The organism is Citrobacter portucalensis (assembly GCF_023374935.1).
Taxonomy (GTDB): Bacteria; Pseudomonadota; Gammaproteobacteria; order Enterobacterales; family Enterobacteriaceae; genus Citrobacter; species Citrobacter portucalensis.
The window spans coordinates 912,612-937,867 of record NZ_CP092466.1 but is presented as its reverse complement, the minus strand read 5'-3'; the positions used below and the strand labels follow the sequence as shown (position 1 = coordinate 937,867).

Here is a 25,256-nt window from a genome sequence, read left to right as displayed (position 1 = left end):
CTCCTGACTACTGACGATTCGGGCAATGCAGACGCGTCATCTGACCCTGCCTGCCGAGGGGTGAAGAAATTATAACGTTGATGCTGACACATCCAGCTCTCGTTGTCTGCATTCGGTTAACCTGCCAGTTCACAGGCGATGAAAACGGGTACAGCTGGGTTTGCTGCCAGGCGTGGCGCCAGAGTTGCTGATACTGGTTTCTGATGATAAAGCTGTTCATTAGCACCCGCTGGTATCCTGACAACGCGGTCACAATCATTATCATTAGTACCATTGCCAGCATCACTTCCGGCAGACTAAAGCCACGCTGTCTGTTCAGGGGATCTGGCATAACGTCTGCTCCTTTAGCGGACAAAAATCGCTCCAGCCACGCGCCGAGAATTCTATGTTGCCATCAATAACCACCCCCTGACGCCATAACGATATCCCTTCATAGTGGGCAATAAGCAGAACAAAATTATTGGTAAGCAGGCGCAGGCAAACCGCGGCATCCTGCGTGGGATCGCGCCGACACTGTACGGCGGGTTGTAAGCGCCAGGGCTGCGTACGCCCCCATTCCATCGCGGATTGCACTACCGCCTGACGCTGCAGCGCCTGACTTTGTGTGGCCACACGCGCAGCAAAACTGGCCTCCTGTCTGCTAACGCCTTGCAGCAGCAGACTACCGAGCACCAGCAGCAACAGGACCATTGCCAGAGAAGATACGCCTCGCTCACGGTTCACAGGTTGAATCCCGTAACGCTGTAGACCGCTTCAACAACTTTTTGTGGTTGGTCATTGCTCACTCCACGCAAACGCAGCGTAAGAAGCGGGGAATATCCGCTGAAATTCAGCCTTTCAACCTGGAATGCCTCAATCTGCATCGTGGCCGGATCGGTCATTTTCTCCCATCCTTTGCCAGTGCAGCCGGTGGCTCCACGCACGGTTTCCAACACCTTGTCCTGTAAACGAAACCCAATAGAATCAGCCTCTTTCACGGGACTGTTTTCCCAAACGCCATTGCTGTTGGCATCCCATCGGGCAATAACACAGTCTCCCTTAGCCGATATCACCAGTCCCTCTCCGACACAGTTTCCCCGGCAATACCCCGCCCGCTGAAGATGCTTCGCCACGGTGTAGACCCGCTGCCATATTTCATCTTCCAGTACTAACTGGCGCGTGTTACGCAGAATCTCTCGCTGTAGCGCCGGTAAAAATCGTGCTGAGCTAAGCAATAAAATACTGCTAATCGCCATGGCAATGAGCATCTCCAGCAGTGAAAATCCCCGTTCATTTACTGACATAATCTGGCCTCATCGCGCTCGCAAAGCCTGATTCGTCCCCAGCCAGACACCACCACGCGCCATTCCCCTGCCGTATTTTTCAGGCGTATATGTCCGGCCCATGCCGTATTGCGCAGTCCAAAAAAGGCCAGTGAAGGTGTTATCTCTGCCATTTCGACGTCGTCCCAGGGCGATGTAAAAACCAAAGACGAAGCGGGTCGACACGTGGTTTGCGAAGCCGCAGAGCTGACAAAACACCATGATGTGCCATCCCGAATCACGCTTATCACATGATCGCGGTTACGCCAGTTAGCATCTTCACGCAGTTGCAGCAGGTAGTCCCGCACCTGGCAGGCGGTCTGCCACAGCCGCTGTTGCTGCTGCCAGCGCTGCCAACCATACAGTCCAGATGCACCAAGCGCCGCGACAATCAGCATCGCAATCAGGGTTTCGAGAAGCGTGTAACCTTGTTGTTTTTTCATGTCGCCAGTATGGCGTGAGGAAAATGAATAACGAGCGGGAAATTCGGTTTCTACGGCGAGCTATGGGGAATATTTAGCACGTTACAGGCCGTTGCAATATTTCAGGAATCCACGCCGAAGAACGCGATTTGAGACAAAAAAAACCGACGCACATGGGCGTCGGTTGTGACAGCATGAAACAGGTTAGATAGCTACCGGTGCTTTAATACCCGGGTGCGGATCGTAGCCTTCAATTTCGAAGTCTTCGAAGCGATAGTCAAAGATTGATTCAGGCTTACGTTTGATAACCAGTTTCGGCAGCGCGCGCGGTTCACGGCTAAGCTGCAGATGCGTTTGATCCATATGGTTGCTGTACAGGTGCGTGTCGCCGCCGGTCCAGACAAAATCACCCACTTCCAGATCGCACTGCTGCGCCATCATGTGTACCAGCAAAGCGTAGCTGGCAATGTTAAACGGCAGGCCGAGGAACACATCGCACGAACGCTGATACAGCTGGCAGGAGAGCTTGCCATCCGCCACGTAGAACTGGAAGAACGCATGGCACGGTGCCAGCGCCATTTTATCCAGCTCACCGACGTTCCATGCGGAAACGATGATGCGGCGAGAGTCCGGATCATTTTTCAGCTGGTTTAGCACGGTGGTGATCTGGTCGATATGGCGACCATCTGGCGTAGGCCACGCGCGCCATTGTTTGCCGTAAACCGGGCCTAAATTACCGTTTTCATCCGCCCATTCGTCCCAGATTGAGACGTTGTTTTCATGCAGGTAGGCAACGTTAGTATCGCCCTGCAAGAACCACAGCAGCTCATGAATGATCGAGCGTAAATGGCAGCGTTTAGTCGTAACCAGCGGGAACCCTTCCTGCAGATTAAAACGCATCTGATGACCAAAAATGGAAAGCGTTCCGGTTCCGGTACGGTCGTTTTTCTGTGTGCCTTCATCCAGCACTTTTTGCATCAGTTCTAAATACTGTTTCATGGTTCCTCAGGAAACGTGTTGCTGTGGGCTGCGGCGGTACGCCCAAACCATCATAATAATGCCTGCGACAATCATCGGGATAGAGAGGATCTGCCCCATGCTGATGTACTGTACCCAGGTGCCGGTAAACTGCGCATCCGGCTGGCGGAAGAATTCAACAATAATACGAAACGCGCCATAACCAATCAGGAACAGACCGGATACCGAACCCATCGGGCGCGGTTTGCGAATGTACAAGTTCAGAATGATAAACAGCACAACGCCTTCCAACGCCATCTCATAAAGCTGTGAGGCGTGGCGTGGCAGCGAGCCGTAGGTATCAAAAATAGACTGCCATTGCGGGTTAGTTTGCAGCAGTAAAATATCTTCGGTACGGGAGCCCGGGAACAGCATGGCGTACTTGAAGTTCGGGTCAACGCGTCCCCACAGCTCACCGTTGATAAAGTTGCCCAGACGCCCTGCACCCAGGCCAAACGGAATCAGCGGGGCAATGAAATCAGAAACCTGGAAGAACGAACGCTTAGTGCGTTTGGCGAAGATAATCATCACCAGGATCACACCGATAAGTCCACCGTGGAAGGACATACCGCCGTCCCAGACGCGGAACAGATACAGGGGATTATCGAGGAATAACGGGAAGTTATAGAACAGTACGTAACCAATACGCCCACCGAGGAAAACCCCGAGGAAGCCCGCATACAGTAAGTTTTCTACTTCATTTTTGGTCCAGCCACTGCCCGGACGATTCGCGCGGCGCGTCGCCAGCCACATCGCGAAAATAAACCCCACCAAATACATTAAGCCGTACCAGTGAAGCGCGACGGGTCCGATTGAGAAAATGACCGGATCGAAATCCGGAAAATGCAGATAGCTACTGGTCATCTGTCACCACAAGTTCTTGTTATTTCGCTGAAGTCAGACAGCAATTGATAAGCGCGCCTGCATAATGCAGGCGCTCCAAAGGTGCGAATGATAGCACAAGGGGTTAGAAGCGGATGCCGGGAAGATGTAAAAGATCTGTATAGGTAATCTCTATCCCCCGTAATACCTGATAGCGCTACGCTTGTCAGACCTACAATCCCCCGCGAATCAAGCCCCCCATGCCACGACGCTCCATGAAGGCCGCTACCTGATGGCGTACTTCTGTTGCCATCTGTGCCTCCAGGCTGCGCTGCGCCAGCGTTTGCGCCTCATCAAAATCGATATGGCGCAGCAGATATTTTACGCGAGCGACAGAACGACCGTTCATCGACAAATGACGGAAACCGAGACCGATCAGAATAGCCACGCACATCGGGTCGCCCGCCATTTCACCACACAGGCGCAAATCGATACCGCTTCTTTCGGCTTCCTGCGCAATCATCGCCAGCGCACGCAACATCCCCGGATGCAGGCTGTCATAAATGCTGGCTACCCGTGTGTTGTTACGATCGACGGCCAGTATGTACTGGGTAAGGTCGTTGGTTCCAACCGAGATAAAGTCTATCCGGTTTGTCAGATGCGGCAGCATGAACACCATCGACGGAACTTCCAGCATGATGCCAATGCGCGGTTTCGGGATCTCGTAACCGATCATCTCCTCCACTTCGCGTCCGGCGCGTTCAATCAAACGTCGCGCTTCGTCCACTTCATCGATGCTGGTTACCATCGGCAGCAAAATGCTCAGGTTTCCGGTTGCCGCATTCGCACGCAGCATAGCGCGAACCTGGATCAAAAAGATCTCCGGCTGATCGAGCGTTATGCGGATCCCTCGCCAGCCAAGGCAGGGGTTCTCTTCACTGATCGGCATGTAGGGCAGCTGTTTATCGGCGCCGACATCCAGCGTACGCAGGGTCACCGGCTTGTCGTTAAACATTTGCAGCATACCCTGGTACTGCGCAACCTGTTCTTCTTCCGAAGGAAAACCGCTTTGCAGCATGAACGGAATTTCGGTGCGATACAGGCCAATGCCGTCGATTCGGCTACCCAGCTTTTCTTCATGTTCCGGGCTGAGGCCCGCATTGAGCATCACCTTCACGCGCTCGCCGCTTTTCAGCTGTGCTGGCTGGTTGACGTCGTCTTCCGCCAGGCGGCTCAGCTCAATTTCTTCACTGATAAGACGCTGGTATTCCTGGATCAATACCGGTTCCGGATCGACCAGCAGTTCACCGCGATAACCGTCCACCACCAGCGTACGGCGATGCAGCACCGACGGCTGGATATCGGCCCCCATAACGGTAGGGATACCCAGCGCACGCACCATAATTGCCGCATGAGAGTTGGCTGCGCCGTCCCGGACAACCACGCCAACTAACCGGTCCTGAGGAAGCTCCGCCAGCGTGGTCGCCGAAAGTTCGTCCGCCACCAGCACAAAGCGTTCCGGCCAGGCATTCGGCCCCTGGATAGAGTCATCAAGGTGGAACAGCAGGCGCTGGCCCAGCGCGCGTAAATCTCCGGCCCGCTCTTTGAGGTAGTTATCGCTCAGCGCGGCGAACTGTTCGGCAAACTTTTCGATGATCGTTTTAACCGCCCACTCGGCCACCGAACCGTTATCCACTTCCGCAAACAGCTCGCGGCGCAGACGGGTATCGGAAAGTAAGTGCGAGTAAAGATCAAAGATCGCCGCCGTTTCTTTCTGCGCCCCAGCGGTAAAACGCTTACTGTAGCGGCGGAATTCGTTCGCCGCCTCTTCCAGCGCACCGGTCAGTCGCTCGCGTTCAAGCACAGGATCCAGCGTTGAAGCCTGGTAGACCTGTTCCATCAACGGCAGCGTCGCATCCTGCCAACCTTCGGCTATTGCCACACCGGGAGCGGCTGGCAGCGCACGGATGCGCGTTTGACGGTACTGGCCGAACAGCGCGTTTAGCTGCGACTGCGAAAGTATGGCCGCCATTTGCGTGGCGAGCGTGACGAGGAAAGACTCTTCACTTTCATCGTACTGACGCAGTTCACGCTGCTGCACCACCAGCACACCTAAAAGCTGGCGACGCTGAATGATCGGTACGCCTAAGAATGCACGAAAACGCTCTTCTTTTACCGAAGGAATGTATTTAAAGCTGGGATGTTTTTGCGCATCGGCGAGGTTGATAGGTTCCGCCAGCCTGCCAACCAGGCCAACGATACCTTCATCAAACGCGAGTGCGACAGTGCGACCACGTGGTTTTTTTAGTCCCCGGGTCGCCATGAGGTAATAACAACGTCGATCGTGATCGGCCAGATAGACCGAGCAGACCTCTGTATCCATCGCAAGACAGATGTCGGTAACCAGTATATTCAGCGCTTCGTTCAGACGCGGAGCACTGGCCACCTTTTCGACTATTTCGCGCAGGCGGGTGAGCATAATTTGCGTAGCTTAACCTCTTTTACGTCTGTACGCAGGTGCGCTTTGTGGCTTAGGAGTGCTCTCCTGAAGCGCCATGACAACACTTGCGAATTCTTTCATCACCCTGCGATAGACATCGCGTTTAAATGACACCACCTGTCGAACCGGATACCAGTAACTCACCCAGCGCCAGCCGTCGAACTCAGGTGTACTGCTGGTTTGCATATTGATTTCAGCATCACTGCTGACCAATTGCAGAAGAAACCATTTTTGTTTCTGGCCGATACAAACCGGCTTTGTGTCCCAACGCACCAAACGTTTCGGTAACTTGTAACGCAACCAGTTACGAGTAGAAGCAAGGATCCGTACATCTTTACGACTGAGACCCACTTCCTCAAAGAGTTCCCGGTACATCGCCTGCTCTGCTGTCTCTCCTGCATTGATCCCACCTTGTGGGAATTGCCAGGAGTGCTGACCAAATCGCCGGGCCCACATGACCTGCCCCTGGCGGTTACAAATTACTATCCCTACATTCGGGCGGTAGCCATCGTCATCAATCACCGGACTACCTCAACATAAACCTTATATACAAACGATTGTTTCACACTCCTGAGGGGCGGTAAACCACTCTGTTAAGGGTGCGATATTCTAATAACAATTGAATAACTCACAGTTAAAGGCCGAGTTATAAACAGAAGAAGGGCAAGCAAGGCGATTTTATTCACCTTTTCTGTGGATATAGTTGTGAAGAAGTACGGAATTACTATGGGAAAACCCAGAACAGTCCGAATAAGACATTCGTCACGTATCAAAAATACTCTTATACATTCATAAAGTTAAAACCGATCAACGCAGATTAACACACAGAAATGTGATGTGCATCACGCATACGATCTTCACGCTGATGAAAGATCGACCAGCGTTGGTTTTACCCACAGATTATGCCAATAAGTTAGGCACAATTTGTGTGAAAATTCGATTTTCGTCGCACGTCAAGGCTGTAAATTGAAACAGTAGTGGGGGTTTTTCACAGTTATCCCATCTTTCTGTGGATAACATGGTGTAAGATCCTGTTCATTGTCAGTGACCAGAATTGGAAAACCCGCTTCGCTGTTGCGCAACTCCGCGAACGTGAATCTAAAAACCAATATAAATCATAGAATTGAATAAAGCATGTGGAAAAAGATAAACTCTGTCCACACGGTATAAAATCACTGCTCATTTTTTCACCTAAGGGTTAACCCGATGCCAGAACTCCGTCCGTTGCTTTCTCCCCCTGAATCTGAAGCCCAGTTGCTGAGCCAGGCACGGCAGCTTTCGGGCTACGCGTTAGGAGAATTAGCGGCAATGGCGGGAATCGTTACGCCGAAGGATCTTAAGCGCGATAAAGGCTGGATTGGCGTCCTGCTGGAAATCTGGCTCGGTGCCAGCGCGGGCAGTAAACCAGAGCAGGATTTTGCGGCGCTGGGCGTGGAGCTGAAAACGATCCCTGTGGACAGTCTTGGCAGACCGCTGGAAACCACCTTTGTGTGTGTGGCACCGTTAACCGGCAATACCGGCGTCACCTGGGAAACCAGCCATGTACGACACAAACTCAAACGTGTTCTGTGGATCCCGGTAGAAGGCGAACGCAGCATCCCTCTGGCTGAGCGCCGCGTCGGCTCTCCCCTGCTGTGGAGCCCGAATGAAGAAGAAGAGCAGCAATTACGGCTGGACTGGGAAGAACTAATGGACATGATTGTACTAGGCCACGTCGAACGCATCACCGCTCGCCATGGGGAAGTACTGCAACTGCGTCCTAAAGCCGCCAACGCCCGCGCGCTTACCGAGGCCATTGGCGCCAACGGCGAACCCATCCTGACCCTGCCACGCGGCTTTTACCTGAAAAAGAACTTCACCCGCGCATTGCTTGAGCGACATTTCTTGTTCCAGGCGCAATAGGCACCGTCCGGCCTTTCACCCGCCGCGTTACGGGCCTATAATTACCGCTTCTTTTTTTTGGCAGGACTTTGTTCGATGTTATTTGCATGGATAACCGATCCTAACGCCTGGCTTGCGCTCGGTACGCTGACGCTGCTGGAGATCGTTCTTGGGATCGACAATATTATTTTCCTTTCTCTGGTTGTAGCTAAACTCCCGACAGCGCAACGCAATCATGCCCGACGTATTGGGCTGGCGGCGGCGATGATCATGCGTCTGGCACTGCTGGCTTCTATCGCCTGGGTCACGCGGCTGACAAACCCGCTATTCGAGCTGTTTGGCGAGGCGATATCAGCACGCGACCTGATCCTTCTGCTGGGGGGATTGTTCCTGATCTGGAAAGCCAGCAAGGAGATCCACGAATCCATTGAAGGTGAGGAAGAGGGGTTAAAAACCCGCGTATCTTCTTTCCTGGGCGCGATTGTGCAGATCATGTTGTTAGACATTATCTTCAGTCTGGATTCCGTGATTACTGCGGTTGGCTTGTCCGATCATCTGTTTATTATGATGGCGGCGGTGGTGATTGCCGTAGGCGTGATGATGTTTGCCGCGCGCCCAATTGGCGAGTTTGTCGATCGCCACCCTTCGGTGAAAATGCTGGCGCTCTCGTTTCTGATTCTGGTCGGTTTTACGCTGATTCTGGAAAGTTTCGACGTCCACGTTCCGAAAGGATATATCTATTTCGCCATGTTCTTCTCTATCGCGGTAGAGACCCTGAACCTGTGGCGTAATAAAAAAAATCCGCTCTGATGAAATCCATCGCTCCCCGCAAGGGGAGCGAATGCCAGCCACACCTACCCCTTCTCACAGTTTAAGATTTTACTGCTTTCACCCTGCACAACTTCGCGTTATTACTAAACTATTGTCAGACGCAGGCCATGTGAGGATAAGCAGATGAAAAAATGGGCAGTTTTGATTTCCGCCGTAGGACTGGCTTTTGCCGTTTCCGGATGCAGCAGCGATTATGTAATGGCGACAAAAGATGGTCGAATGATCCTGACCGATGGAAAACCAGAAATTGACGATGATACCGGTCTGGTGAGCTATCACGACCAGCAGGGCAATGCGATGCAGATTAACCGCGATGATGTGTCTCAAATCATTGAACGCTGATGGTTGAGGTCAGCAGCGCGCTGGCCTTAACAATTTTACTTCCCTTTTTCTCTTCCCTCAGCCATTTTTATAATCCTTATGTCGTGATTATAAAAAGGAAACGGCTATGCAATATCACCGTATACCCCACAGCTCGCTGGAAGTCAGTACACTGGGGCTGGGCACAATGACGTTTGGTGAACAAAACAGCGAAGCCGACGCACATGCACAGCTCGATTATGCCGTAGCACAGGGCATTAATTTGATCGACGTTGCCGAGATGTATCCGGTACCGCCGCGTCCTGAAACCCAGGGTCTCACCGAAACCTACGTAGGTAACTGGCTCGCCAAACACGGCAGCCGCGAAAAGCTGATCGTTGCGTCTAAGGTCAGCGGACCATCACGTAACAACGACAGCGGCATTCGACCGAATCAGGCGCTGGACCGTAAAAATATCCGTGAAGCGCTGCACGACAGCCTGAAAAGACTGAAAACCGATTATCTGGATCTGTATCAGGTTCACTGGCCGCAGCGCCCGACCAACTGTTTTGGTAAGTTAGGCTACAGTTGGACAGACTCCGCGCCGGTCGTTTCCCTTCTCGATACGCTGGACGCGCTGGCCGAGTTTCAGCGCGCCGGGAAAATTCGCTACATCGGCGTTTCTAATGAAACCGCGTTTGGCGTGATGCGCTATCTGCACCTGGCGGACAAACACGATCTGCCACGCATCGCCACCATCCAGAACCCCTACAGCCTGCTGAACCGCAGCTTTGAGGTTGGACTGGCTGAAGTGAGCCAGTATGAAGGCGTTGAGCTGCTGGCTTACTCTTGCCTGGGCTTCGGTACGTTAACCGGGAAATACCTGAACGGCGCGAAACCTGCCGGTGCACGCAATACGTTGTTTAGCCGTTTCACGCGCTACAGCGGCGAGCAGACGCAGAAAGCCGTTGCGGCCTATGTGGATATCGCGAAACGCCATAATCTGGATCCTGCGCAAATGGCGCTGGCATTCGTGCGTCGTCAGCCGTTTGTCGCCAGCACTTTGCTGGGCGCCACGACGATGGAGCAGCTAAAAACCAACGTTGAAAGCCTGCATCTGGAGTTGAGCGAAGAAGTACTGGCAGAGATTGAAGCGGTGCATCAGGTGTATACCTATCCTGCACCGTAACAGTTAGCGCCTGATGGCGCTACGCTTATCAGGCCTACAAAGTGAGCATCCTGTAGGCCGGATAAGGCAACGCCGCCATCCGGCAACAGCATACAACAGACTATTGGCGGCGCTGCCAAATCCACAGCGCCGCAATCGCCAGCGCAAACAGCGCACCAAATCCAATACCAATCGCAACTGCCGGGATCCCCACTAGCACCGCCAGTGAGTAAACCCCCAGCATCAACAGCATCGCGCTGTTTTCACCCAGGTTTTGCACCGCTATCGCATTACCCGCGCCGACGCTTTTCTTACCCCGTTCCTGCAGCAACGCATTCAACGGCACCACAAAGAAGCCACCCGACACGCCGATAAGCATCAGCAATGCGTAGGCCGGAAGCAGCGAATGTTGAAGAGAGAAAATCAGCACCACGACGCCAATCAGGATCCCCGCAGGCATACAGCGCGACACGGTTTCCAGCGTTACCAGCTTCGCGGCCGCACCCGCACCGACCACAATCCCGATTGCTACCATGGCATTGAGGTAGGTCGGTGTGGCGTTATCGGTGATGCCGAGCGCCACCGGGACCCACAGCACCAGCAGAAAACGCAGCGTAACGCCCGCGCCCCAAAAAAGGCTGGTTCCCACCAGCGAGAAGCGTGTTTCACCGTTGCGCCACAGCGAGGAGGCGGCACAGAAGAAACTGCGCGTCATTTTCCCCAGATGCCAGGACTGGCCAGGACGAGCCGCGGCCAGTTTCGGGATATACAGGTTAGCCACCACGGCGCCAGCATAGGCCAGGGCACAGGCAGAAAGCGCGGCAATCACGTGCCAGTCGGCCAGAACGCCGCCGGCGACAGAACCGAGCAAAATCGCGGCAATGGTGGAGGCTTCCATCAGGCCGTTAGCCTTCACCAGTTTGTCGCCGGTAGTCAGTTCACCGAGAATGCCGTACTTGGCCGGTGAATACGCCGCCGCGCCGATTCCCACCAGCGTATACCCAAGAAACGGATTAATGCCGAAGCAAATACTCGCCGCACCCAGCAGTTTCAGAGCGTTCGCGAACATCATCACTCTGCCTTTGGCAAAGCTATCCGCCACCTGTCCCACAAAGGGGGCAAACAGAATGTAAGCGCCCACAAACACCATTTGCAGGATTGGCTGACTCCAGTCCGGATAGAATTGTTCTTTCAGCAACGCCAGCGTAGCAAACAGCAACGCGTTATCGCCAAACGCCGACAGGAACTGCGCGGCGATAACGGACATCATCCCTTTGGACCAGATTGAAGTGTTAGTGTGCACTGACTCACTCATGTTGTTTTTCCGGCTCATCGACCCAGCTTTTCAGCGTAACAAAATCCGGCTTACCGCTGCCGAGTAAGGGGAGTTGCTTCAGATGGCGAATATCACGCGGTACGGCGAGTTCAGGTACACCGTGCGCCCGCGCATACTGCTGTAGTTTTTCACGTGTCAGCTCGCTGTCGGTAGTGAACAGCACCAGCGCCTCACCTTTGCTGGCATCACTCTTGATCGCCGTGGCGTGCATTTTGTCTGAGGATACCGCCAGCGCCAGTTGCTCAACCATTTCCAGCGAAACCATCTCTCCGGCAATTTTAGCGAATCGCTTAGCGCGCCCCTGAATCTGTACAAAGCCGTTTTCATCAAAGCGCACGATGTCTCCGGTGTCATACCAGCCGCGCTCAATCTCACCTTGCGCATTTTCTGCTGTCGGCACTTCCAGCACGCCAGGTTTTTCGACGCGCAAATAGCCGCTCATAATATTAGGACCTTTCAGCTGTAAACGCCCACCGTCCTCAATTCCCGGAACAGCCAACAGTCGAGCATCCATACCAGGCAAGATGCGCCCTACCGTTCCCGATTTTGCCGCCATTGGTACGTTAATCGACACAACCGGCGCACATTCCGTCACGCCATAGCCTTCAAGAACGCGCAGGCCAAATTTCTCCTGCCACAGCTGCTTTGTGCTGTCCTGAAGTTTTTCCGCTCCCGCCACCACATAGCGCAGGCGGTGGAAATCGTACGGATGCGCAAAACGCGCGTAGTTGCCGAGGAACGTTGAAGTACCAAACAACACGGTGCAGTTCCGGTCGTATACCAGCTCTGGCACAATGCGGTAATGCAGCGGGCTGGGATAAAGAAACACTTCTGCGCCAGTCAGTAGCGGCGTGAATAATCCCACCGTCAGGCCAAAGGAGTGGAACAGCGGCAGCGCCGACATAAAACGGTCATCGGCGGTGAAATCGGCAATCGTTTTGATCTGCTCAACGTTCGCCAGAATGCTTTTATGACTGTGAACCACACCTTTCGGATGGCCTTCTGAACCAGAAGTAAAGAGGATCACCGCAGCGTCTTCCGGCTGCTGCTTCACCTGCGCCAGATGCGGTGCCAGCAGATGTGAGAAAATCCACAGCTTATCGCTAAAGGTCACATCAGCTTTTAAGTCTTCCAGATAAACCCAACGCACCTGGGTGAGCTGTTCCGGTAAATGCCAGAGTTTGCCTTTATCGAGAAACTGTCGGGATGTGAAGATCGTTTTAATTTCAGACGCAGTAATGGCACTGGTTAATCCTTTCACGCCCGCGGTGTAGTTCATCATGGCCGGAATGCGTCGGCGCGCAATGGCGCCAAAAATGACCGCTGCGCTGATCCCCGCGTTTGGCAGCATCAGGCCGATTTTTTCACCTTCGACGCTGTATTTTTCCAGAATACGGGCCACAAAGAGCGTCTTTGTCAGCAGCTTGCGGTAGCTGTCCGGGGTAAAGTTAACATCTTCAATGCAGTTTTTGCCTGCGCCAAAACGGTATTTCGCCGCCAGCAGCGACTCGTATAGCGTTTCACGCGGACGAACCGCCATGCGTGCTTCCATCATAATTTGATGCAGCATCTCTCCGGCAATTTTGCGGCGATCGCGAGCACGCGGAGCTTCCGGCATCGGCAGTTGTGTGGGCGGTAGGATGTGTAAGCGGATGCGCGGGAAGAATCGCTGTTTAACCAAACCTTTCAGGCGGCTAAAGCGGGAAAGCTCCGCGCCTTCAATGCGCACAGGAACCACCGTCGCCCCCGACTTAGCGGCAACAAACCCCGCGCCGTCATAAATTTTCATTAACGAGCCGGAGGTCGAAATACGTCCTTCCGGGAAAATAACCACCGGACGGCCCTGTTCGACCAGACGAACCAGATGTTTAATCGACATCGGTTTGGTTGGATCTAACGGTACGAAATCAATCAGCGGGGTTAGCCAGCGCATATACCATTGCTGGCTGATCGAGGTGTAAACAGCGAAGACGGGACGAATCGGTAAAAAGAGCGCCAACAGGATGCCGTCTATAAATGAGACATGGTTGGGAGTGATTAGAACGCGTTCTCCCTGTAGCGCGCTGACATCGCCCGTGACGCGAACGCGGAAAAGCACGCGAAACAGATTACGAAAAAAGCCAAATAGCATCTCAACTCCCTGTGCCATTAATTATATAAACATCAATGGTGGGAGAGTATACGAGTTGGGGAATTGGCGCGACAGGTAACTGGTAAATACAATCCGAAAAAAAACCTGCGCATCCGCGCAGGTTGGTGCAAGAGACAGGTACGAAGTGCGTACCGAATAATCTCACCAATCAATACCTCTGGGATCTTGATTGTGGTCGTCAGCAGCCAGATACGCCAGTGCGAAAACGCAAAGGAATGAACCCAAATGCAACGAGTTGTGTAAATTATCGGTTACTGTTACAGATAGGCTGAAGGTAAAAAAAAACCTGCGCATCTGCGCAGGCTGGTGTAATTCTAGTGATCAACCCGAAAGTTGATTTCACCTATCAATACCTCTGGGATCTCAACTCTAGCAATCTGCTCAGTTCTCTCACCAGCGAACAATCGCAACAGCACATCGCAAAGTGTAAGCAAAAATTAGCATTTTCTATTTTCTGTCTTACTTCGCTCGTGTGCGCTCACATTTGCGACGTTCTGACGGGCAATCTGCTTGAACAGCCAGCCATTTTCCGTAACACTGACGGAATGTAAGCGTTTACCCACAACAGGTACTATCATGGCGACCATAAAGGATGTAGCCCGACTAGCTGGTGTATCAGTCGCCACCGTTTCTCGAGTGATTAATGATTCTCCTAAAGCCAGCGAAGCATCGCGCCTGGCCGTAACGAGTGCAATGGAATCACTCAGCTACCACCCCAACGCCAATGCACGTGCGCTGGCACAACAATCCACTGAAACCATCGGTCTGGTGGTAGGTGATGTGTCCGATCCATTTTTTGGGGCAATGGTTAAAGCTGTCGAGCAGGTGGCGTATAACACCGGTAATTTTTTACTGATTGGTAACGGCTACCATAATGAACAGAAGGAACGACAGGCGATTGAACAGCTCATTCGCCACCGCTGCGCAGCCCTTGTTGTCCACGCGAAAATTATCCCGGATGCTGAGCTGGCATCACTCATGAAGCAAATCCCCGGCATGGTATTGATTAACCGAATTCTGCCGGGATTCGAACAACGCTGCGTTGCCCTTGATGACCGTTTCGGCGCCTGGCTCGCGACCCGACACCTCATTCAGCAGGGCCATACGCGCATTGGTTATCTGTGCTCCAATCACACGATTTCAGATGCGGAAGATCGTCTGCAAGGCTATTACGACGCGCTGGCAGAGAGCAATATTCCTGTCAGCGATCGACTAGTAACGTTTGGTGAACCAGATGAAAGCGGCGGTGAGCAGGCCATGACCGAGTTACTTGGCCGTGGCAAAAACTTCACTGCGGTAGCCTGCTACAACGACTCAATGGCGGCTGGTGCCATGGGCGTATTGAATGATAACGGCATTGATGTGCCGGGAGAAATCTCGCTGATTGGTTTTGATGATGTGCTGGTTTCCCGCTACGTGCGCCCGCGTCTGACCACGGTGCGCTACCCGATCGTGACGATGGCAACCCAGGCTGCCGAACTGGCGCTCGCGCTGGCGGAGAAGCGTCCCGTGCCTGAAATTACCCACGTTTTTAACCCAACTCTGGTGCGTCGCCATTCCGTTTCGACGCTGACAGAGCCGGGGAATTCATCGTCAAACGATTAACCAGGATAGCGTTATGACTACGATGTTGGACGTTTCACGACACGCAGGCGTCTCAAAAGCGACCGTTTCGCGCGTACTGAATGGCACGGGTCAGGTAAAAGAGAGCACGCGCCAGAAAGTGTTTAAGGCCATGCAGGCACTTGATTATCGGCCTAATTTTTTAGCGCGCTCTTTGGCAAACCGCACCAGCAACAGCATTGGTCTGGTAGTTTCCACATTTGATGGATTCTACTTTGGCCGCCTGCTGCAACAGGCTTCACGCCAGACGGAATCTCACGGCAAGCAGTTGATCGTCACCGACGGCCACGACACACCAGAGCGTGAGCAGGAAGCCGTGCAAATGCTGGCGGACAGGCAGTGCGACGCCATTATTCTCTATACCCGCTATATGAGTGAAAAGGCGATTATGTCGTTGATGAACAGCATTGCTATGCCCTTGCTGGTCATCAACCGTGATGTCAGCCAGGCCCGCGATCGCGCAATTTTCTTTGAACAGGAAGACGCGGCCTATCAGGCGGTCAATTATCTGATCGCCCAGGGCCATAGCGATATTGCTTGTATCACTGTGCCTGGCCATACGCCTACCGGTAAATCACGCCTGATGGGGTATCGTAAAGCGCTGGAAAAAAACGGTATTCCCTGGGATCCCGATAAGGTCAAATACGGCGACTCCACGATGACGCGAGGCTATGAGGCCTGCCGTGAACTGCTGGAGGAAGGGGTGAAATTTAGCGCCCTGTTCGCCTGTAACGATGACATGGCATTAGGCGCATCAAAAGCGTTACATCAGGCTGGGCTGAGGATCCCAACGGACGTCTCACTGTTTGGTTTTGATGATGCGCCCAGCGCCAAATGGCTGGAGCCGGGGCTGTCTACCGTTTATCTACCGATTGATACCATGATAACCACGGCAATCGACCAGGCTATCCGGCTGGCCAACGGCGAGAGCGTCGAGCCAATCCCACCGTTCACCGGCAAACTGGTACTACGTGACTCAGTAACGCTCGGGCCATACTTTAAGTAATCAAATGCCGGATGGCGGCGCAGTTAATCTTGTAGGCCGGATAAGCGTAGCGCCATCCGGCATTTCACAACGCTGTAATCAGATTAATTCCAACGCTAATAGCTCATCAATGGTCTGGCGACGGCGAATCAGTCGCGCCACGCCGTTATCGAACAAAACTTCCGGCAGCAGCGGACGGCTATTGTAGTTTGACGACATTGACGCGCCGTACGCCCCGGTATCATGCAGCACCAGATAATCGCCCGGCACCACCGCAGGCAACAGACGGGTTTCCACATTTCCGCCTTCCTGCTGGGTAAACACGTCACCAGATTCGCACAGCGGCCCGGCTACCACGGTTTCCCGTTGCGGTGTGTGCTCCAGAGAGCGACCATCTCCTGACAGCGCTGAGATATGGTGATAGCTACCGTACATGGCCGGGCGCATTAGATCGTTGAAGCCCGCATCGATCAGCACAAAGTGACGGCTACCCATTTCTTTTACGCTACGTACCTGCGCCACTAACACGCCAGCTTCCGCGACCAGAAAACGACCCGGCTCGATCTCAAGCGCGATCGGGTGACCCAGGTGTTTAGCAATCTGTTCACGCGCAGCGTTCCACAATCCAAAGTAGTGATCGGTATCGATAGCCTCTTCGCCTTCGCGATACGGGATTGATAAACCACCACCTGCGGAGATCGCCTCCAGATCCTGACCAAATTCAACCACCTGGCGCACCATCGCACCGCACACCTGCTCCAGATGCGCATAGTCCACGCCGGAGCCGATATGCATATGAATCCCCACCAGCTTCAGCTTATAGCGCTGAATCACCTCCAGCGCCGCGGGAAGATCGCTATACCAGATCCCGTGCTTGCTGTTTTCGCCGCCGGTATTGGTTTTCTGACTGTGCCCATGCCCAAAGCCAGGGTTTACGCGTAGCCACACGCGATGGCCCGGCGAGACCTGGCCCAGTTGTTCCAGCATATCCACCGACCCGGCATTTACCGGAATGCGCAATTCATGCACCCGCGCGAGCGTCGCTTCATCAATCATATCGGCGGTAAAGACGATTTCATCTTTCCCCGGTACAAAGCCTGCCGCCAGCGCACGTTCAATTTCGCCAAGCGAGACGGAATCAACCTTCACGCCCTGCTCGCGCATCAGGCGCAAAATATGAATATTCGAACATGCCTTTTGGGCGAAACGCACCACGTCAAACTGATTCAATTTGGCAATCTGCCCGCGGATAATCTGAGCATCATAGATCCACACCGGGCAGCCGAATTCGGCAGGCAGGCGCAGCAGGTTGTCGGCGGTCAGGTCAGTGTCAGTACTATTGAGTGGGCGTGGCATGGTGTGCTCCGGTATTGGCTTTTTTATGATTACGCCACAGCCCGAAAAGAATAAAAAATATCGTTTTATCGTGAGTCTATGCAAAAATGATATGGATTGATTCATTCGAGGATTGCCCATGCCCGCCGTTAACCTGCGACACATCGAAATTTTTCACGCCATCATGACGGCAGGTAATCTGACAGAAGCCGCGCGCATGCTACATACCTCGCAGCCCACCGTCAGCCGGGAACTGGCCCGATTCGAGAAAGTGCTGGGATTAACGCTGTTTGAACGTACGCGTGGCCGACTGCACCCAACCGTGCAAGGGTTACGTCTGTTTGAAGAGGTGCAACGTTCGTGGTATGGCCTGGACAGAATTGTGAGCGCCGCCGAAAGCCTGCGCGAGTTTCGCCAGGGCGAATTGTCGATTGTTTGCCTGCCGGTATTCTCACAGTCTTTTTTACCGCCGCTGCTGCAGCCATTCCTCGCACGCTATCCACAGGTCAATATTCAGATAGTGCCGCAGGAGTCACCGCTGCTGGAAGAGTGGCTGTCGGCGCAGCGCCACGATCTGGGGTTAACGGAAACGCTGCATACGCCTGCCGGAACGAAACGCACCGAATTGCTGGCGCTGGATGAAGTGTGCGTGCTGCCGCAGGGCCATCCGCTGACTAAGAAAGCGGTGTTAACGCCGCAGGATTTTCAGGGAGAAAACTACATCAGCCTGTCGCGCACCGACAGCTACCGTCAGCTACTGGATACCCTGTTTAATGAGCACCAGGTGAAGCGCCGCATGGTGATTGAAACCCATAGCGCTGCTTCAATTTGTGCAATGGTGCGGGCAGGCGTGGGGATCTCGGTGGTGAACCCACTGACCGCGCTGGATTACGCCAGCAGCGGAGTCGTTATCCGCCGCTTCAGTATTTCGGTACCCTTTACAGTCAGCCTGATTCACCCGCTTCATCGCCCCGCCTCGGCGCTGGTTGATGCTTTTACGGCGCATCTGCAGGCCCATCTACCGAGGCTTATTGACCCACTGGAGGCTATTTTGCATCCGCAGCCGAAAGCATAAACGCCACCGCATCTTGCGCATGGATTGCCGCAGTGTCGAAAACCGGTAGTGGGCTTAGCTCGGTGGGAACCAGCAGACCAATCTCGGTACAGCCAAAGATAACCCCTTGCGCCCCCTGTTTAGCCTGTTGGTCGATGACGCCCAGGTAATAATCGCGGGAAGCCTCGCTGAATTCACCGAGACACAGCTCATCGAAAATAATCTGGTTTATTTTCTGACGATCATCAGCTTCAGGGATCAGCGTGCTAATGCCGAATTCAGTCTGTAAACGCCCGCGGTAAAAATCCTGCTCCATGGTGTAACGCGTACCCAGTAGCGCCACGTTGTTCATCTGCTGCTTTTGTATCGCCCGCCCCGTCGCGTCGGCAATATGCAGAAACGGCACATCACAGGCGCTTTCAATCGCCTCAGCAACTTTGTGCATGGTGTTGGTACACAGCACAATTCCTTGCGCCCCGGCTTGCTGTAGCCCTGTGGCGGCCTGCGCGAGGATCTCACCGGCTCGCTGCCAGTCACCGCTTGACTGGCAGACTTCAATCTCGTGAAAATCCACGCTGTGCAACAGAATCTGCGCAGAATGCAGGCCGCCCAGACGCTGTTTTACGCCTTCATTAATGAGTCGATAATAAGGAATGGTAGATTCCCAGCTCATACCGCCTAACAGACCGATCGTTTTCATCATTTCCCCTGACTCGTTGTTGTCTCTCCAGTGAACCAAAGATGTGATCAACTTTCCACATCTGTTGGCGTGCATTTCTTTTTTTAATTTTCTGATATAGGTTTAATGAAACATTGTTTTAATTAATTACAGGAAGGTCGGATGTTTATTTTTCATAAAGAGACCACGCTTGACGATCTGGGCAATGGCGTTACCCGGCGTATTCTTGCTCATGACGGTAACATGATGGCGGTTGAGGTGAACTTCGAGCAAGGCGCAATCGGCCCGATGCACAATCATCCGCACGAACAGCTGACTTACGTGTTGTCCGGTGAGTTTGAATTTACCATCGGCGAAGAGAAACATATCGTTAGGGCGGGCGATACCCTGTATAAACAGCCCAACATTATGCATGGCTGCGTCTGCTTAAAACCGGGAACGCTGTTGGATACCTTTACCCCAATTCGCGAAGATTTTCTGCACGGGTAAGGTGCTAAATAAAAAAGCCGGGTCGCGTTAACGCTTTCCCGGCCTGTAAGAGACTCCACTCGCCGGCCGGACAAGGCTGAATCGCTATCCGGCATGCTTGTCTGACTTACACCCCAATATCTCTTAACTTCTCGCCCGCCATCAGCTTACGTTCGATATGCTCCAGCGTGACGTTTTTGGTTTCTGGAATCAGCCAGAACGTAATACCGATAAACACAACGTTCAGCGCGGTATAAAGCCAGAACGTACCGGCGGCGCCAATGCTGTCGAGCAGCGTCAGGAACGTTGCGCCAATGATCATGTTCGACACCCAGTTGGTGGTGGTGGAGCAGGTAATACCAAAATCACGGCATTTCAGCGGCTGAATTTCCGAACACAGGATCCACACCACCGGCGCGGCGCTCATCGCATAGCCTGCAATACACATCATCGTCATGCCAACTGACAGCCAGGATAGTCCACTGGAAGCCGTGCCGTTATCAAACTGCATCAGGCAATATCCGAGCACCAGCGTCCCGATGGCCATTACGCTGAAACCAATTTTCAGCGCCGGTTTACGTCCTGCTTTGTCGACCGTGAAGACGGCAATAAAGGTAGCGAACATAAACGTTAAGCCAACTACCAGCGTGGCAATCATCTGCTGCTCTGTGGTAGTAAAACCCGCCATTTTAAAAATGCGCGGCGCGTAGTACATGATGATGTTCATCCCGGTGAACTGCTGCATCGCCTGCAGTAACATTCCGAGGAAAACCGCGCGACGCACGTTACGGTTAATTTTAAACAGCGCCCACCCCCCCTGCTTTAGCTTCAGGCTTTCACGGATTTCGTTCAGCTCATCGCGGGCTTTCTCTGACGTATCGCGCAACATGCGCAGTACTTCTTCAGCTTCGATGTGGCGACCTTTCTCCGCCAGCCAGCGCGGGCTGTTGGGCAAGAAAACAACCAGAATAATCAGCAATACAGCCGGAAGCGCCAGCACGCCAAGCATAGCGCGCCAGTTACCGCTGTAGCTGAACGCGGTATCGGACAAAAAGGCCAGAACGATGCCCAGCGTCACCATCAGCTGATACATACTGATCATCTTGCCACGCACGTTTTCGCTGGCCATTTCGGAGAGATAGAGCGGTGCGGTGTAAGACGCGATCCCCACCGCAACGCCCAGCACCACGCGGGCAAAAATGAGCATTTCTACGCTGGAGGCAAACGCCGAGCCCAGAGATCCGACGACGAAAAGGATCGCGCCCGCCATCAGGCTGTATTTGCGCCCCAGGCGGAATGACAACCAACCGTTAAACAGCGCACCAATTGCCGCACCCAGCATCATGCTGCTTACCACCCACTCCTGCAGGCGGCTGGTCAACACAAAGTGATCGGTGATAAAAGGCAACGCGCCAGCAATCACGCCAATATCCAGGCCGAATAACAACCCTGCGACAGCCGCAGAGATAGAAACAAACATATTCATACGTCGCGTATCGCGCACTGGGCGCGGCGCTAAAGCAGCATCATTATTTATTGAGACCATTTTTTCCTGCCAGATACAGAGTAACCATGCCATTGAAAGTAAGGGATCCCTTGCAGGAAGCGTCAGGCGGGAAACGGCAAAAACATGGATTAAATAGCTACACCACATGGTTATGTGATGGATATTCCAATTTTAAAATTTACCGACAATCACTCAATTAAATTTAATTCATTGATATTAAAGAATATTAAAACAATAAATTTATACGTATGAAATTTAATATGGAATAATTTATAACCACAATATGGATTTAAATGATCCGAATATAAAAAAACCCTGCCAGAGGGCAGGGTTTAACGGTTCTGGAAAGCGAATTAACGTGCCAGCCAGCCGCCATCTACTGCAACGGTATAGCCGTTGATGTAGTCAGATGCGCTGGACGCCAGGAACACGACAGGCCCCATCAGATCGCTCGGCAGACCCCAACGACCCGCCGGGATACGATCGAGGATCTCTGCGCTACGTTGCTCATCAGCACGCAGCTGTTGAGTGTTATTCGTCGCCATGTAACCCGGTGCAATCGCGTTGACGTTGATGTTATGTTTTGCCCACTCGTTCGCCATCAGACGGGTAACACCCATTACGCCGCTTTTAGACGCGGTGTAAGACGGCACGCGGATCCCGCCCTGGAAGGAAAGCATAGAGGCGATATTGATAATTTTGCCGCCGTTACCCTGAGCGATAAAGTGCTTCGCCGCAGCCTGAGACATAAAGAACACGCTCTTAATGTTCAGGTTCATCACGTCATCCCAGTCTTTTTCGCTGAAGTCGATCGCATCGTCACGACGGATAAGACCCGCGTTGTTGACCAGAATATCGATATGGCCGAATTCTGCCACTGCGCGCTCCAGCAGTGCCGGAATACCATCGATTTGACGCAGATCGGCGGTCAGGCTTAAAAAACGGCGGCCCAGTGCGGTCACGCGTTCGATGGTTTCTGTCGGTTCAACAATATTGATACCGACGATATCGCAGCCCGCTTCAGCCAGGCCCAGCGCCATACCCTGACCCAAACCTGTGTCACAACCGGTCACAACGGCGACTTTACCTTCAAGAGAGAATGCATTCAAAATCATTGTAAATCCTTAATTTTTTATAATGCCCGCCGCAGCAGGCACGGCTGTCGCCCGCAACTAGCGCAGATCTTTTACTGCAACATGGTCCATATCATCAAAGACCTGGTTTTCGCCGACCATGCCCCAAATGAACGTATAAGCTTTTGTGCCGACACCGGAGTGAATAGACCAGCTTGGAGAAATCACCGCCTGCTCGTTGTGCATCACAATATGACGCGTTTCCTGAGGCTGACCCATCATGTGGAAGACGCAGGTGTCTTCTTCCATATTGAAATAGAAATAGACTTCCATACGACGTTCATGGGTATGACACGGCATGGTGTTCCACAGGTTACCCGGAGCCAGCTCAGTCAGACCCATGCTCAACTGGCAGGTTTCCAGAACATCCGGCACAAAGTATTTGTTGATGGTACGACGGTTACTGGTGAGGTCATCACCCAGCGTCACTGGCGCAACGTCTGCAGGCGTGACTTTCTTAGTTGGGTAAGTCGTGTGTGCCGGCGCGCAGTTGTAGTAAAACTTCGCTGGTTTCGCCGTATCAATACTGGCGAATACCACTTCTTTTGCCCCTTTTCCGACGTACAGCGCGTCGCGATGGCCAATTTCATAGCACTGGCCGTCAACGGTAATCGTGCCCGGGCCGCCGATATTGATCACACCCAGCTCACGACGTTCGAGGAAATAGGTTACGCCCAGCTGTTTGCCGACTTCGCCACCCACAGAGACGGTTTTGGCCACTGGCATAATGCCGCCAACAATGATGCGGTCGATGTGGCTGTAGACCATGGTGTATTTATCTGCGACAAACACTTCTTCGACCAAAAACTCATTACGCAGCCCCTGAGTGTCCAGGGTTTTCGCATGCGCACTATGGATGCTTTGTCTTACGTCCACATTTACCTCCAGTGATAAATTGACCGTGAATGCTTAAACGAATAGCAAAACGCTGTTCCGTTTTATCTTATGCGCTCATGATATCCCTCCCTGAATGTGTTTTCAATTATAACTAAAACGATGTTTCACTTTTTCCGCATCTTATTATCAAAAGTGTAAGTGCGATCACGCTAGCGCATATAAATCGCAAAAATGGTTTCAATAAAATCATTTAAAACAATTAGATAGATAAAAACACAAAAGAGTAGATCATTAGTGGCAGGGATAAGATATTGAAAATACAGCCAGGCTCATACGTCATTCACACACCTTTTCTAACAAAGTGCGCTATCAATCACATGAAATGAAACAACGTTTTGATATGTTGGCAGGGTTTAGAGTGTATGTTTCTGTAACTGGCCTTGCCCTCCTGCTGGAGGGCTTTTTTATAGAGGAAGAGATAACACGGCAGAAAACTGTTCGAGAAGAAAAATATATACCCTAAATAATTCGAGTTGCAGGAAGGCGGCGACGCAGCGAATTCCCCGGAGCGTATATAAGTACGTGACTGGGGTGAGCGAGTAAAGCCAACGCACATGCAGCTTGAAGTATGACGGGGATTAGTCTCGTTCGATAGCGAGCGCCACCCCCTGACCACCACCAATACACAGTGTTGCCAGGCCCTTGTGCGCCCGACGTTTCACCATTTCATGTACCAGCGAAACCAGAATACGACAGCCAGAAGCGCCAATCGGATGGCCGAGCGCAATGGCCCCGCCGTTCACATTCACCCGCCGTTCATCCCACTCCAGCATTTTCCCAACGGATAATGCCTGCGCGGCGAAGGCCTCATTAGCTTCGATAAGATCAACATCAACCAGTTGCCAGCCCACACGCTCAAGGCAGCGGCGTGTTGCATACACTGGCGCAATCCCCATGAGCGCAGGGTCGACTCCGACGCTGGCAAAGGCGCGAATACGGGCCAACACAGGTAAGTTAAGTTCCTGCGCCTTGGCCTCGCTCATCATCATCACCGCAGCGGCACCGTCGTTGATGGATGACGCGTTACCCGCCGTTACCGAACCGAGTCTGTCAAAGGTAGGATCCAGACGCGCCAGCCCCTCGGCGCTGGCATCGGTACGCGGTTGTTCGTCGGTATCCACCACGAACGATTGCCCGTTACGCTGTGTTACCACCGGCACGATTTCATCTTTAAAGCGTCCGGCATCAATTGCCATCCGCGCTTTGTGCTGCGAGTGCAGCGCGTAGGCATCCTGCAATTCGCGGCTGATTCCGTATTCTCGCGCCAGGTTTTCCGCGGTAACGCCCATGTGATAGTCGTTGAAGGCATCCCACAGACCGTCATGTACCAGGCTGTCGACCAGTTGGCTGTTCCCCAGCTGTGCGCCAGTGCGGCTATCGGTAAGGACATGCGGTGCACGGCTCATATTCTCTTGCCCGCCCGCAATCACAATGTCGGCTTCGCCACACTGGATAGCCTGGGTCGCCAGATGCAGCGCTTTCAGACCCGAGCCACAGACATCGTTAATGGTGATGGCGGAAACGGTGTTGGGTAGCCCACCATTGATGGCAGACTGACGCGCAGGGTTCTGCCCGGCACCTGCGGTAAGCACCTGTCCGAGGATCACTTCATCCACAGCGTGAACGTCCACGCCCGTGCGTTCCAGTAACGCCTTGACCACCATGCTGCCTAACTCAACGGCAGAGTGGCGTGCCAGCGTCCCCTGGAAGCAGCCAATCGGTGTCCTTAATGCCCCGACGATCACAACCTCTTTCATCACTACCTCAGCGCAAAATAACACCGCAATAGTAGATGATTGTTAAAAATAGTTATCAAGGTTGTTTAAAAACGGTGATTTTTATCAC

Annotated in this window: 24 protein-coding genes; 8 read left to right on the top strand and 16 right to left on the bottom strand. The window is 53.0% G+C overall.

The window, feature by feature from the left end:
* Nucleotides 1-7: 7 nt before the first annotated feature.
* The 8 genes from LY264_RS04535 to rppH form a co-directional block, all read right to left on the bottom strand.
* On the bottom strand, nt 8-331 hold the full coding sequence (locus LY264_RS04535; RefSeq protein ID WP_008785708.1) for a prepilin-type N-terminal cleavage/methylation domain-containing protein: 324 nt from the start codon (nt 329-331) through the stop codon (nt 8-10).
* Nucleotides 316-723: a DUF2509 family protein gene (locus LY264_RS04530; protein WP_048225386.1), complete on the bottom strand. Its 408-nt coding sequence runs from the start codon at nt 721-723 to the stop codon at nt 316-318. The genes LY264_RS04535 and LY264_RS04530 overlap by 16 nt, the downstream gene beginning before the upstream one ends.
* The gene (locus LY264_RS04525) at nt 720-1,283 is read right to left on the bottom strand and encodes a prepilin peptidase-dependent protein (RefSeq protein ID WP_008785710.1); all 564 of its coding nucleotides are present in this window, start codon (nt 1,281-1,283) and stop codon (nt 720-722) included. The genes LY264_RS04530 and LY264_RS04525 overlap by 4 nt, the downstream gene beginning before the upstream one ends.
* Nucleotides 1,274-1,744, bottom strand: a complete 471-nt coding sequence (locus LY264_RS04520; RefSeq protein WP_048215628.1) for a prepilin peptidase-dependent protein — start codon at nt 1,742-1,744, stop codon at nt 1,274-1,276. Before LY264_RS04520 ends, LY264_RS04525 begins: the two co-directional genes overlap by 10 nt.
* A gap of 183 nt (nt 1,745-1,927) precedes the next feature.
* Nucleotides 1,928-2,722, bottom strand: a complete 795-nt coding sequence (gene thyA, locus LY264_RS04515; RefSeq protein ID WP_003033990.1) for a thymidylate synthase — start codon at nt 2,720-2,722, stop codon at nt 1,928-1,930.
* A gap of 6 nt (nt 2,723-2,728) precedes the next feature.
* Entirely contained in the window at nt 2,729-3,604 is an 876-nt protein-coding gene (lgt, locus tag LY264_RS04510; RefSeq protein ID WP_003825606.1) for a prolipoprotein diacylglyceryl transferase, read from the bottom strand.
* 190 nt (nt 3,605-3,794) lie between these two features.
* Nucleotides 3,795-6,041: a phosphoenolpyruvate--protein phosphotransferase gene (ptsP, locus tag LY264_RS04505; protein WP_003825604.1), complete on the bottom strand. Its 2,247-nt coding sequence runs from the start codon at nt 6,039-6,041 to the stop codon at nt 3,795-3,797.
* 12 nt (nt 6,042-6,053) lie between these two features.
* Entirely contained in the window at nt 6,054-6,584 is a 531-nt protein-coding gene (gene rppH / locus LY264_RS04500; RefSeq protein ID WP_003825602.1) for an RNA pyrophosphohydrolase, read from the bottom strand.
* A gap of 684 nt (nt 6,585-7,268) precedes the next feature.
* On the opposite strand from rppH, the gene mutH reads away from it, so the two are divergent.
* The 4 genes from mutH to LY264_RS04480 all read left to right on the top strand — a co-directional run bounded on the left by mutH (nt 7,269) and on the right by LY264_RS04480 (nt 10,263).
* Nucleotides 7,269-7,964 (top strand): DNA mismatch repair endonuclease MutH, encoded by a 696-nt coding sequence (gene mutH / locus LY264_RS04495; protein WP_048225389.1) that lies wholly within the window; start codon nt 7,269-7,271, stop codon nt 7,962-7,964.
* 75 nt (nt 7,965-8,039) lie between these two features.
* The gene (locus LY264_RS04490; protein WP_003033961.1) at nt 8,040-8,753 is read left to right on the top strand and encodes a TerC family protein; all 714 of its coding nucleotides are present in this window, start codon (nt 8,040-8,042) and stop codon (nt 8,751-8,753) included.
* A 144-nt stretch (nt 8,754-8,897) separates the two neighbouring features.
* The gene (ygdR, locus tag LY264_RS04485; protein ID WP_000758660.1) at nt 8,898-9,116 is read left to right on the top strand and encodes a lipoprotein YgdR; all 219 of its coding nucleotides are present in this window, start codon (nt 8,898-8,900) and stop codon (nt 9,114-9,116) included.
* Nucleotides 9,117-9,222: 106 nt separating this feature from the next.
* Nucleotides 9,223-10,263, top strand: a complete 1,041-nt coding sequence (locus LY264_RS04480; protein ID WP_003825597.1) for an NADP(H)-dependent aldo-keto reductase — start codon at nt 9,223-9,225, stop codon at nt 10,261-10,263.
* 100 nt (nt 10,264-10,363) lie between these two features.
* Here the strand turns inward: LY264_RS04480 and lplT are convergent, their stop codons facing one another.
* On the bottom strand, nt 10,364-11,557 hold the full coding sequence (gene lplT, locus LY264_RS04475; protein ID WP_048225392.1) for a lysophospholipid transporter LplT: 1,194 nt from the start codon (nt 11,555-11,557) through the stop codon (nt 10,364-10,366).
* Complete coding sequence (gene aas, locus LY264_RS04470) at nt 11,550-13,709, bottom strand: bifunctional acyl-ACP--phospholipid O-acyltransferase/long-chain-fatty-acid--ACP ligase (protein ID WP_048225394.1); 2,160 nt, start codon at nt 13,707-13,709, stop codon at nt 11,550-11,552. The genes lplT and aas overlap by 8 nt, the downstream gene beginning before the upstream one ends.
* A 597-nt stretch (nt 13,710-14,306) precedes the next feature.
* Between aas and galR the strand changes: the two genes are divergently transcribed.
* The gene (gene galR, locus LY264_RS04465; RefSeq protein WP_003033945.1) at nt 14,307-15,335 is read left to right on the top strand and encodes an HTH-type transcriptional regulator GalR; all 1,029 of its coding nucleotides are present in this window, start codon (nt 14,307-14,309) and stop codon (nt 15,333-15,335) included.
* Nucleotides 15,336-15,348: 13 nt separating this feature from the next.
* Nucleotides 15,349-16,359, top strand: a complete 1,011-nt coding sequence (locus LY264_RS04460; RefSeq protein WP_048225397.1) for a LacI family DNA-binding transcriptional regulator — start codon at nt 15,349-15,351, stop codon at nt 16,357-16,359.
* Nucleotides 16,360-16,437: 78 nt separating this feature from the next.
* Here LY264_RS04460 and lysA read toward each other — a convergent pair whose 3' ends face one another.
* Entirely contained in the window at nt 16,438-17,694 is a 1,257-nt protein-coding gene (lysA, locus tag LY264_RS04455; protein WP_048225400.1) for a diaminopimelate decarboxylase, read from the bottom strand.
* A 118-nt stretch (nt 17,695-17,812) separates the two neighbouring features.
* Between lysA and LY264_RS04450 the strand changes: the two genes are divergently transcribed.
* Nucleotides 17,813-18,748, top strand: a complete 936-nt coding sequence (locus tag LY264_RS04450; RefSeq protein ID WP_008785717.1) for a LysR family transcriptional regulator — start codon at nt 17,813-17,815, stop codon at nt 18,746-18,748.
* On the opposite strand, the gene LY264_RS04445 is transcribed toward LY264_RS04450, so the two are convergent.
* Nucleotides 18,720-19,427, bottom strand: coding sequence for an aspartate/glutamate racemase (locus tag LY264_RS04445; RefSeq protein ID WP_048225404.1), 708 nt, complete (start codon nt 19,425-19,427; stop codon nt 18,720-18,722). The genes LY264_RS04450 and LY264_RS04445 overlap by 29 nt on opposite strands.
* Nucleotides 19,428-19,568: 141 nt before the next feature.
* Here LY264_RS04445 and LY264_RS04440 point away from each other — a divergent pair, with 141 nt between their 5' ends.
* Nucleotides 19,569-19,895, top strand: coding sequence for a cupin domain-containing protein (locus tag LY264_RS04440; RefSeq protein WP_048225407.1), 327 nt, complete (start codon nt 19,569-19,571; stop codon nt 19,893-19,895).
* 106 nt (nt 19,896-20,001) lie between these two features.
* Here the strand turns inward: LY264_RS04440 and araE are convergent, their stop codons facing one another.
* The 4 genes from araE to LY264_RS04420 all read right to left on the bottom strand — a co-directional run bounded on the left by araE (nt 20,002) and on the right by LY264_RS04420 (nt 25,168).
* Nucleotides 20,002-21,420: an arabinose-proton symporter AraE gene (gene araE, locus LY264_RS04435; protein WP_003033926.1), complete on the bottom strand. Its 1,419-nt coding sequence runs from the start codon at nt 21,418-21,420 to the stop codon at nt 20,002-20,004.
* A 314-nt stretch (nt 21,421-21,734) separates the two neighbouring features.
* Nucleotides 21,735-22,496 carry a 2-dehydro-3-deoxy-D-gluconate 5-dehydrogenase KduD gene (kduD, locus tag LY264_RS04430; protein ID WP_003033923.1) on the bottom strand — a complete coding sequence of 254 codons (762 nt, stop codon included), beginning with the start codon at nt 22,494-22,496 and terminating at the stop codon, nt 21,735-21,737.
* Between the two features lie 57 nt (nt 22,497-22,553).
* Nucleotides 22,554-23,390, bottom strand: coding sequence for a 5-dehydro-4-deoxy-D-glucuronate isomerase (kduI, locus tag LY264_RS04425; protein WP_048225410.1), 837 nt, complete (start codon nt 23,388-23,390; stop codon nt 22,554-22,556).
* A gap of 599 nt (nt 23,391-23,989) precedes the next feature.
* Entirely contained in the window at nt 23,990-25,168 is a 1,179-nt protein-coding gene (locus LY264_RS04420; RefSeq protein WP_249457490.1) for an acetyl-CoA C-acetyltransferase, read from the bottom strand.
* Nucleotides 25,169-25,256: the final 88 nt, after the last annotated feature.

Coding starts and splice junctions, on each gene's coding strand:
- LY264_RS04535 (WP_008785708.1), bottom strand. CDS start 331: ATGCCAGATCCCCTGAACAGACAGCGTGGCTTTAGTCTGCCGGAAGTG.
- LY264_RS04525 (WP_008785710.1), bottom strand. CDS start 1,283: ATGTCAGTAAATGAACGGGGATTTTCACTGCTGGAGATGCTCATTGCC.
- LY264_RS04520 (WP_048215628.1), bottom strand. CDS start 1,744: ATGAAAAAACAACAAGGTTACACGCTTCTCGAAACCCTGATTGCGATG.
- thyA (WP_003033990.1), bottom strand. CDS start 2,722: ATGAAACAGTATTTAGAACTGATGCAAAAAGTGCTGGATGAAGGCACA.
- lgt (WP_003825606.1), bottom strand. CDS start 3,604: ATGACCAGTAGCTATCTGCATTTTCCGGATTTCGATCCGGTCATTTTC.
- ptsP (WP_003825604.1), bottom strand. CDS start 6,041: ATGCTCACCCGCCTGCGCGAAATAGTCGAAAAGGTGGCCAGTGCTCCG.
- mutH (WP_048225389.1), top strand. CDS start 7,269: ATGCCAGAACTCCGTCCGTTGCTTTCTCCCCCTGAATCTGAAGCCCAG.
- LY264_RS04490 (WP_003033961.1), top strand. CDS start 8,040: ATGTTATTTGCATGGATAACCGATCCTAACGCCTGGCTTGCGCTCGGT.
- ygdR (WP_000758660.1), top strand. CDS start 8,898: ATGAAAAAATGGGCAGTTTTGATTTCCGCCGTAGGACTGGCTTTTGCC.
- LY264_RS04480 (WP_003825597.1), top strand. CDS start 9,223: ATGCAATATCACCGTATACCCCACAGCTCGCTGGAAGTCAGTACACTG.
- lplT (WP_048225392.1), bottom strand. CDS start 11,557: ATGAGTGAGTCAGTGCACACTAACACTTCAATCTGGTCCAAAGGGATG.
- aas (WP_048225394.1), bottom strand. CDS start 13,709: ATGCTATTTGGCTTTTTTCGTAATCTGTTTCGCGTGCTTTTCCGCGTT.
- galR (WP_003033945.1), top strand. CDS start 14,307: ATGGCGACCATAAAGGATGTAGCCCGACTAGCTGGTGTATCAGTCGCC.
- LY264_RS04460 (WP_048225397.1), top strand. CDS start 15,349: ATGACTACGATGTTGGACGTTTCACGACACGCAGGCGTCTCAAAAGCG.
- lysA (WP_048225400.1), bottom strand. CDS start 17,694: ATGCCACGCCCACTCAATAGTACTGACACTGACCTGACCGCCGACAAC.
- LY264_RS04450 (WP_008785717.1), top strand. CDS start 17,813: ATGCCCGCCGTTAACCTGCGACACATCGAAATTTTTCACGCCATCATG.
- LY264_RS04445 (WP_048225404.1), bottom strand. CDS start 19,427: ATGAAAACGATCGGTCTGTTAGGCGGTATGAGCTGGGAATCTACCATT.
- LY264_RS04440 (WP_048225407.1), top strand. CDS start 19,569: ATGTTTATTTTTCATAAAGAGACCACGCTTGACGATCTGGGCAATGGC.
- araE (WP_003033926.1), bottom strand. CDS start 21,420: ATGGTCTCAATAAATAATGATGCTGCTTTAGCGCCGCGCCCAGTGCGC.
- kduD (WP_003033923.1), bottom strand. CDS start 22,496: ATGATTTTGAATGCATTCTCTCTTGAAGGTAAAGTCGCCGTTGTGACC.
- LY264_RS04420 (WP_249457490.1), bottom strand. CDS start 25,168: ATGAAAGAGGTTGTGATCGTCGGGGCATTAAGGACACCGATTGGCTGC.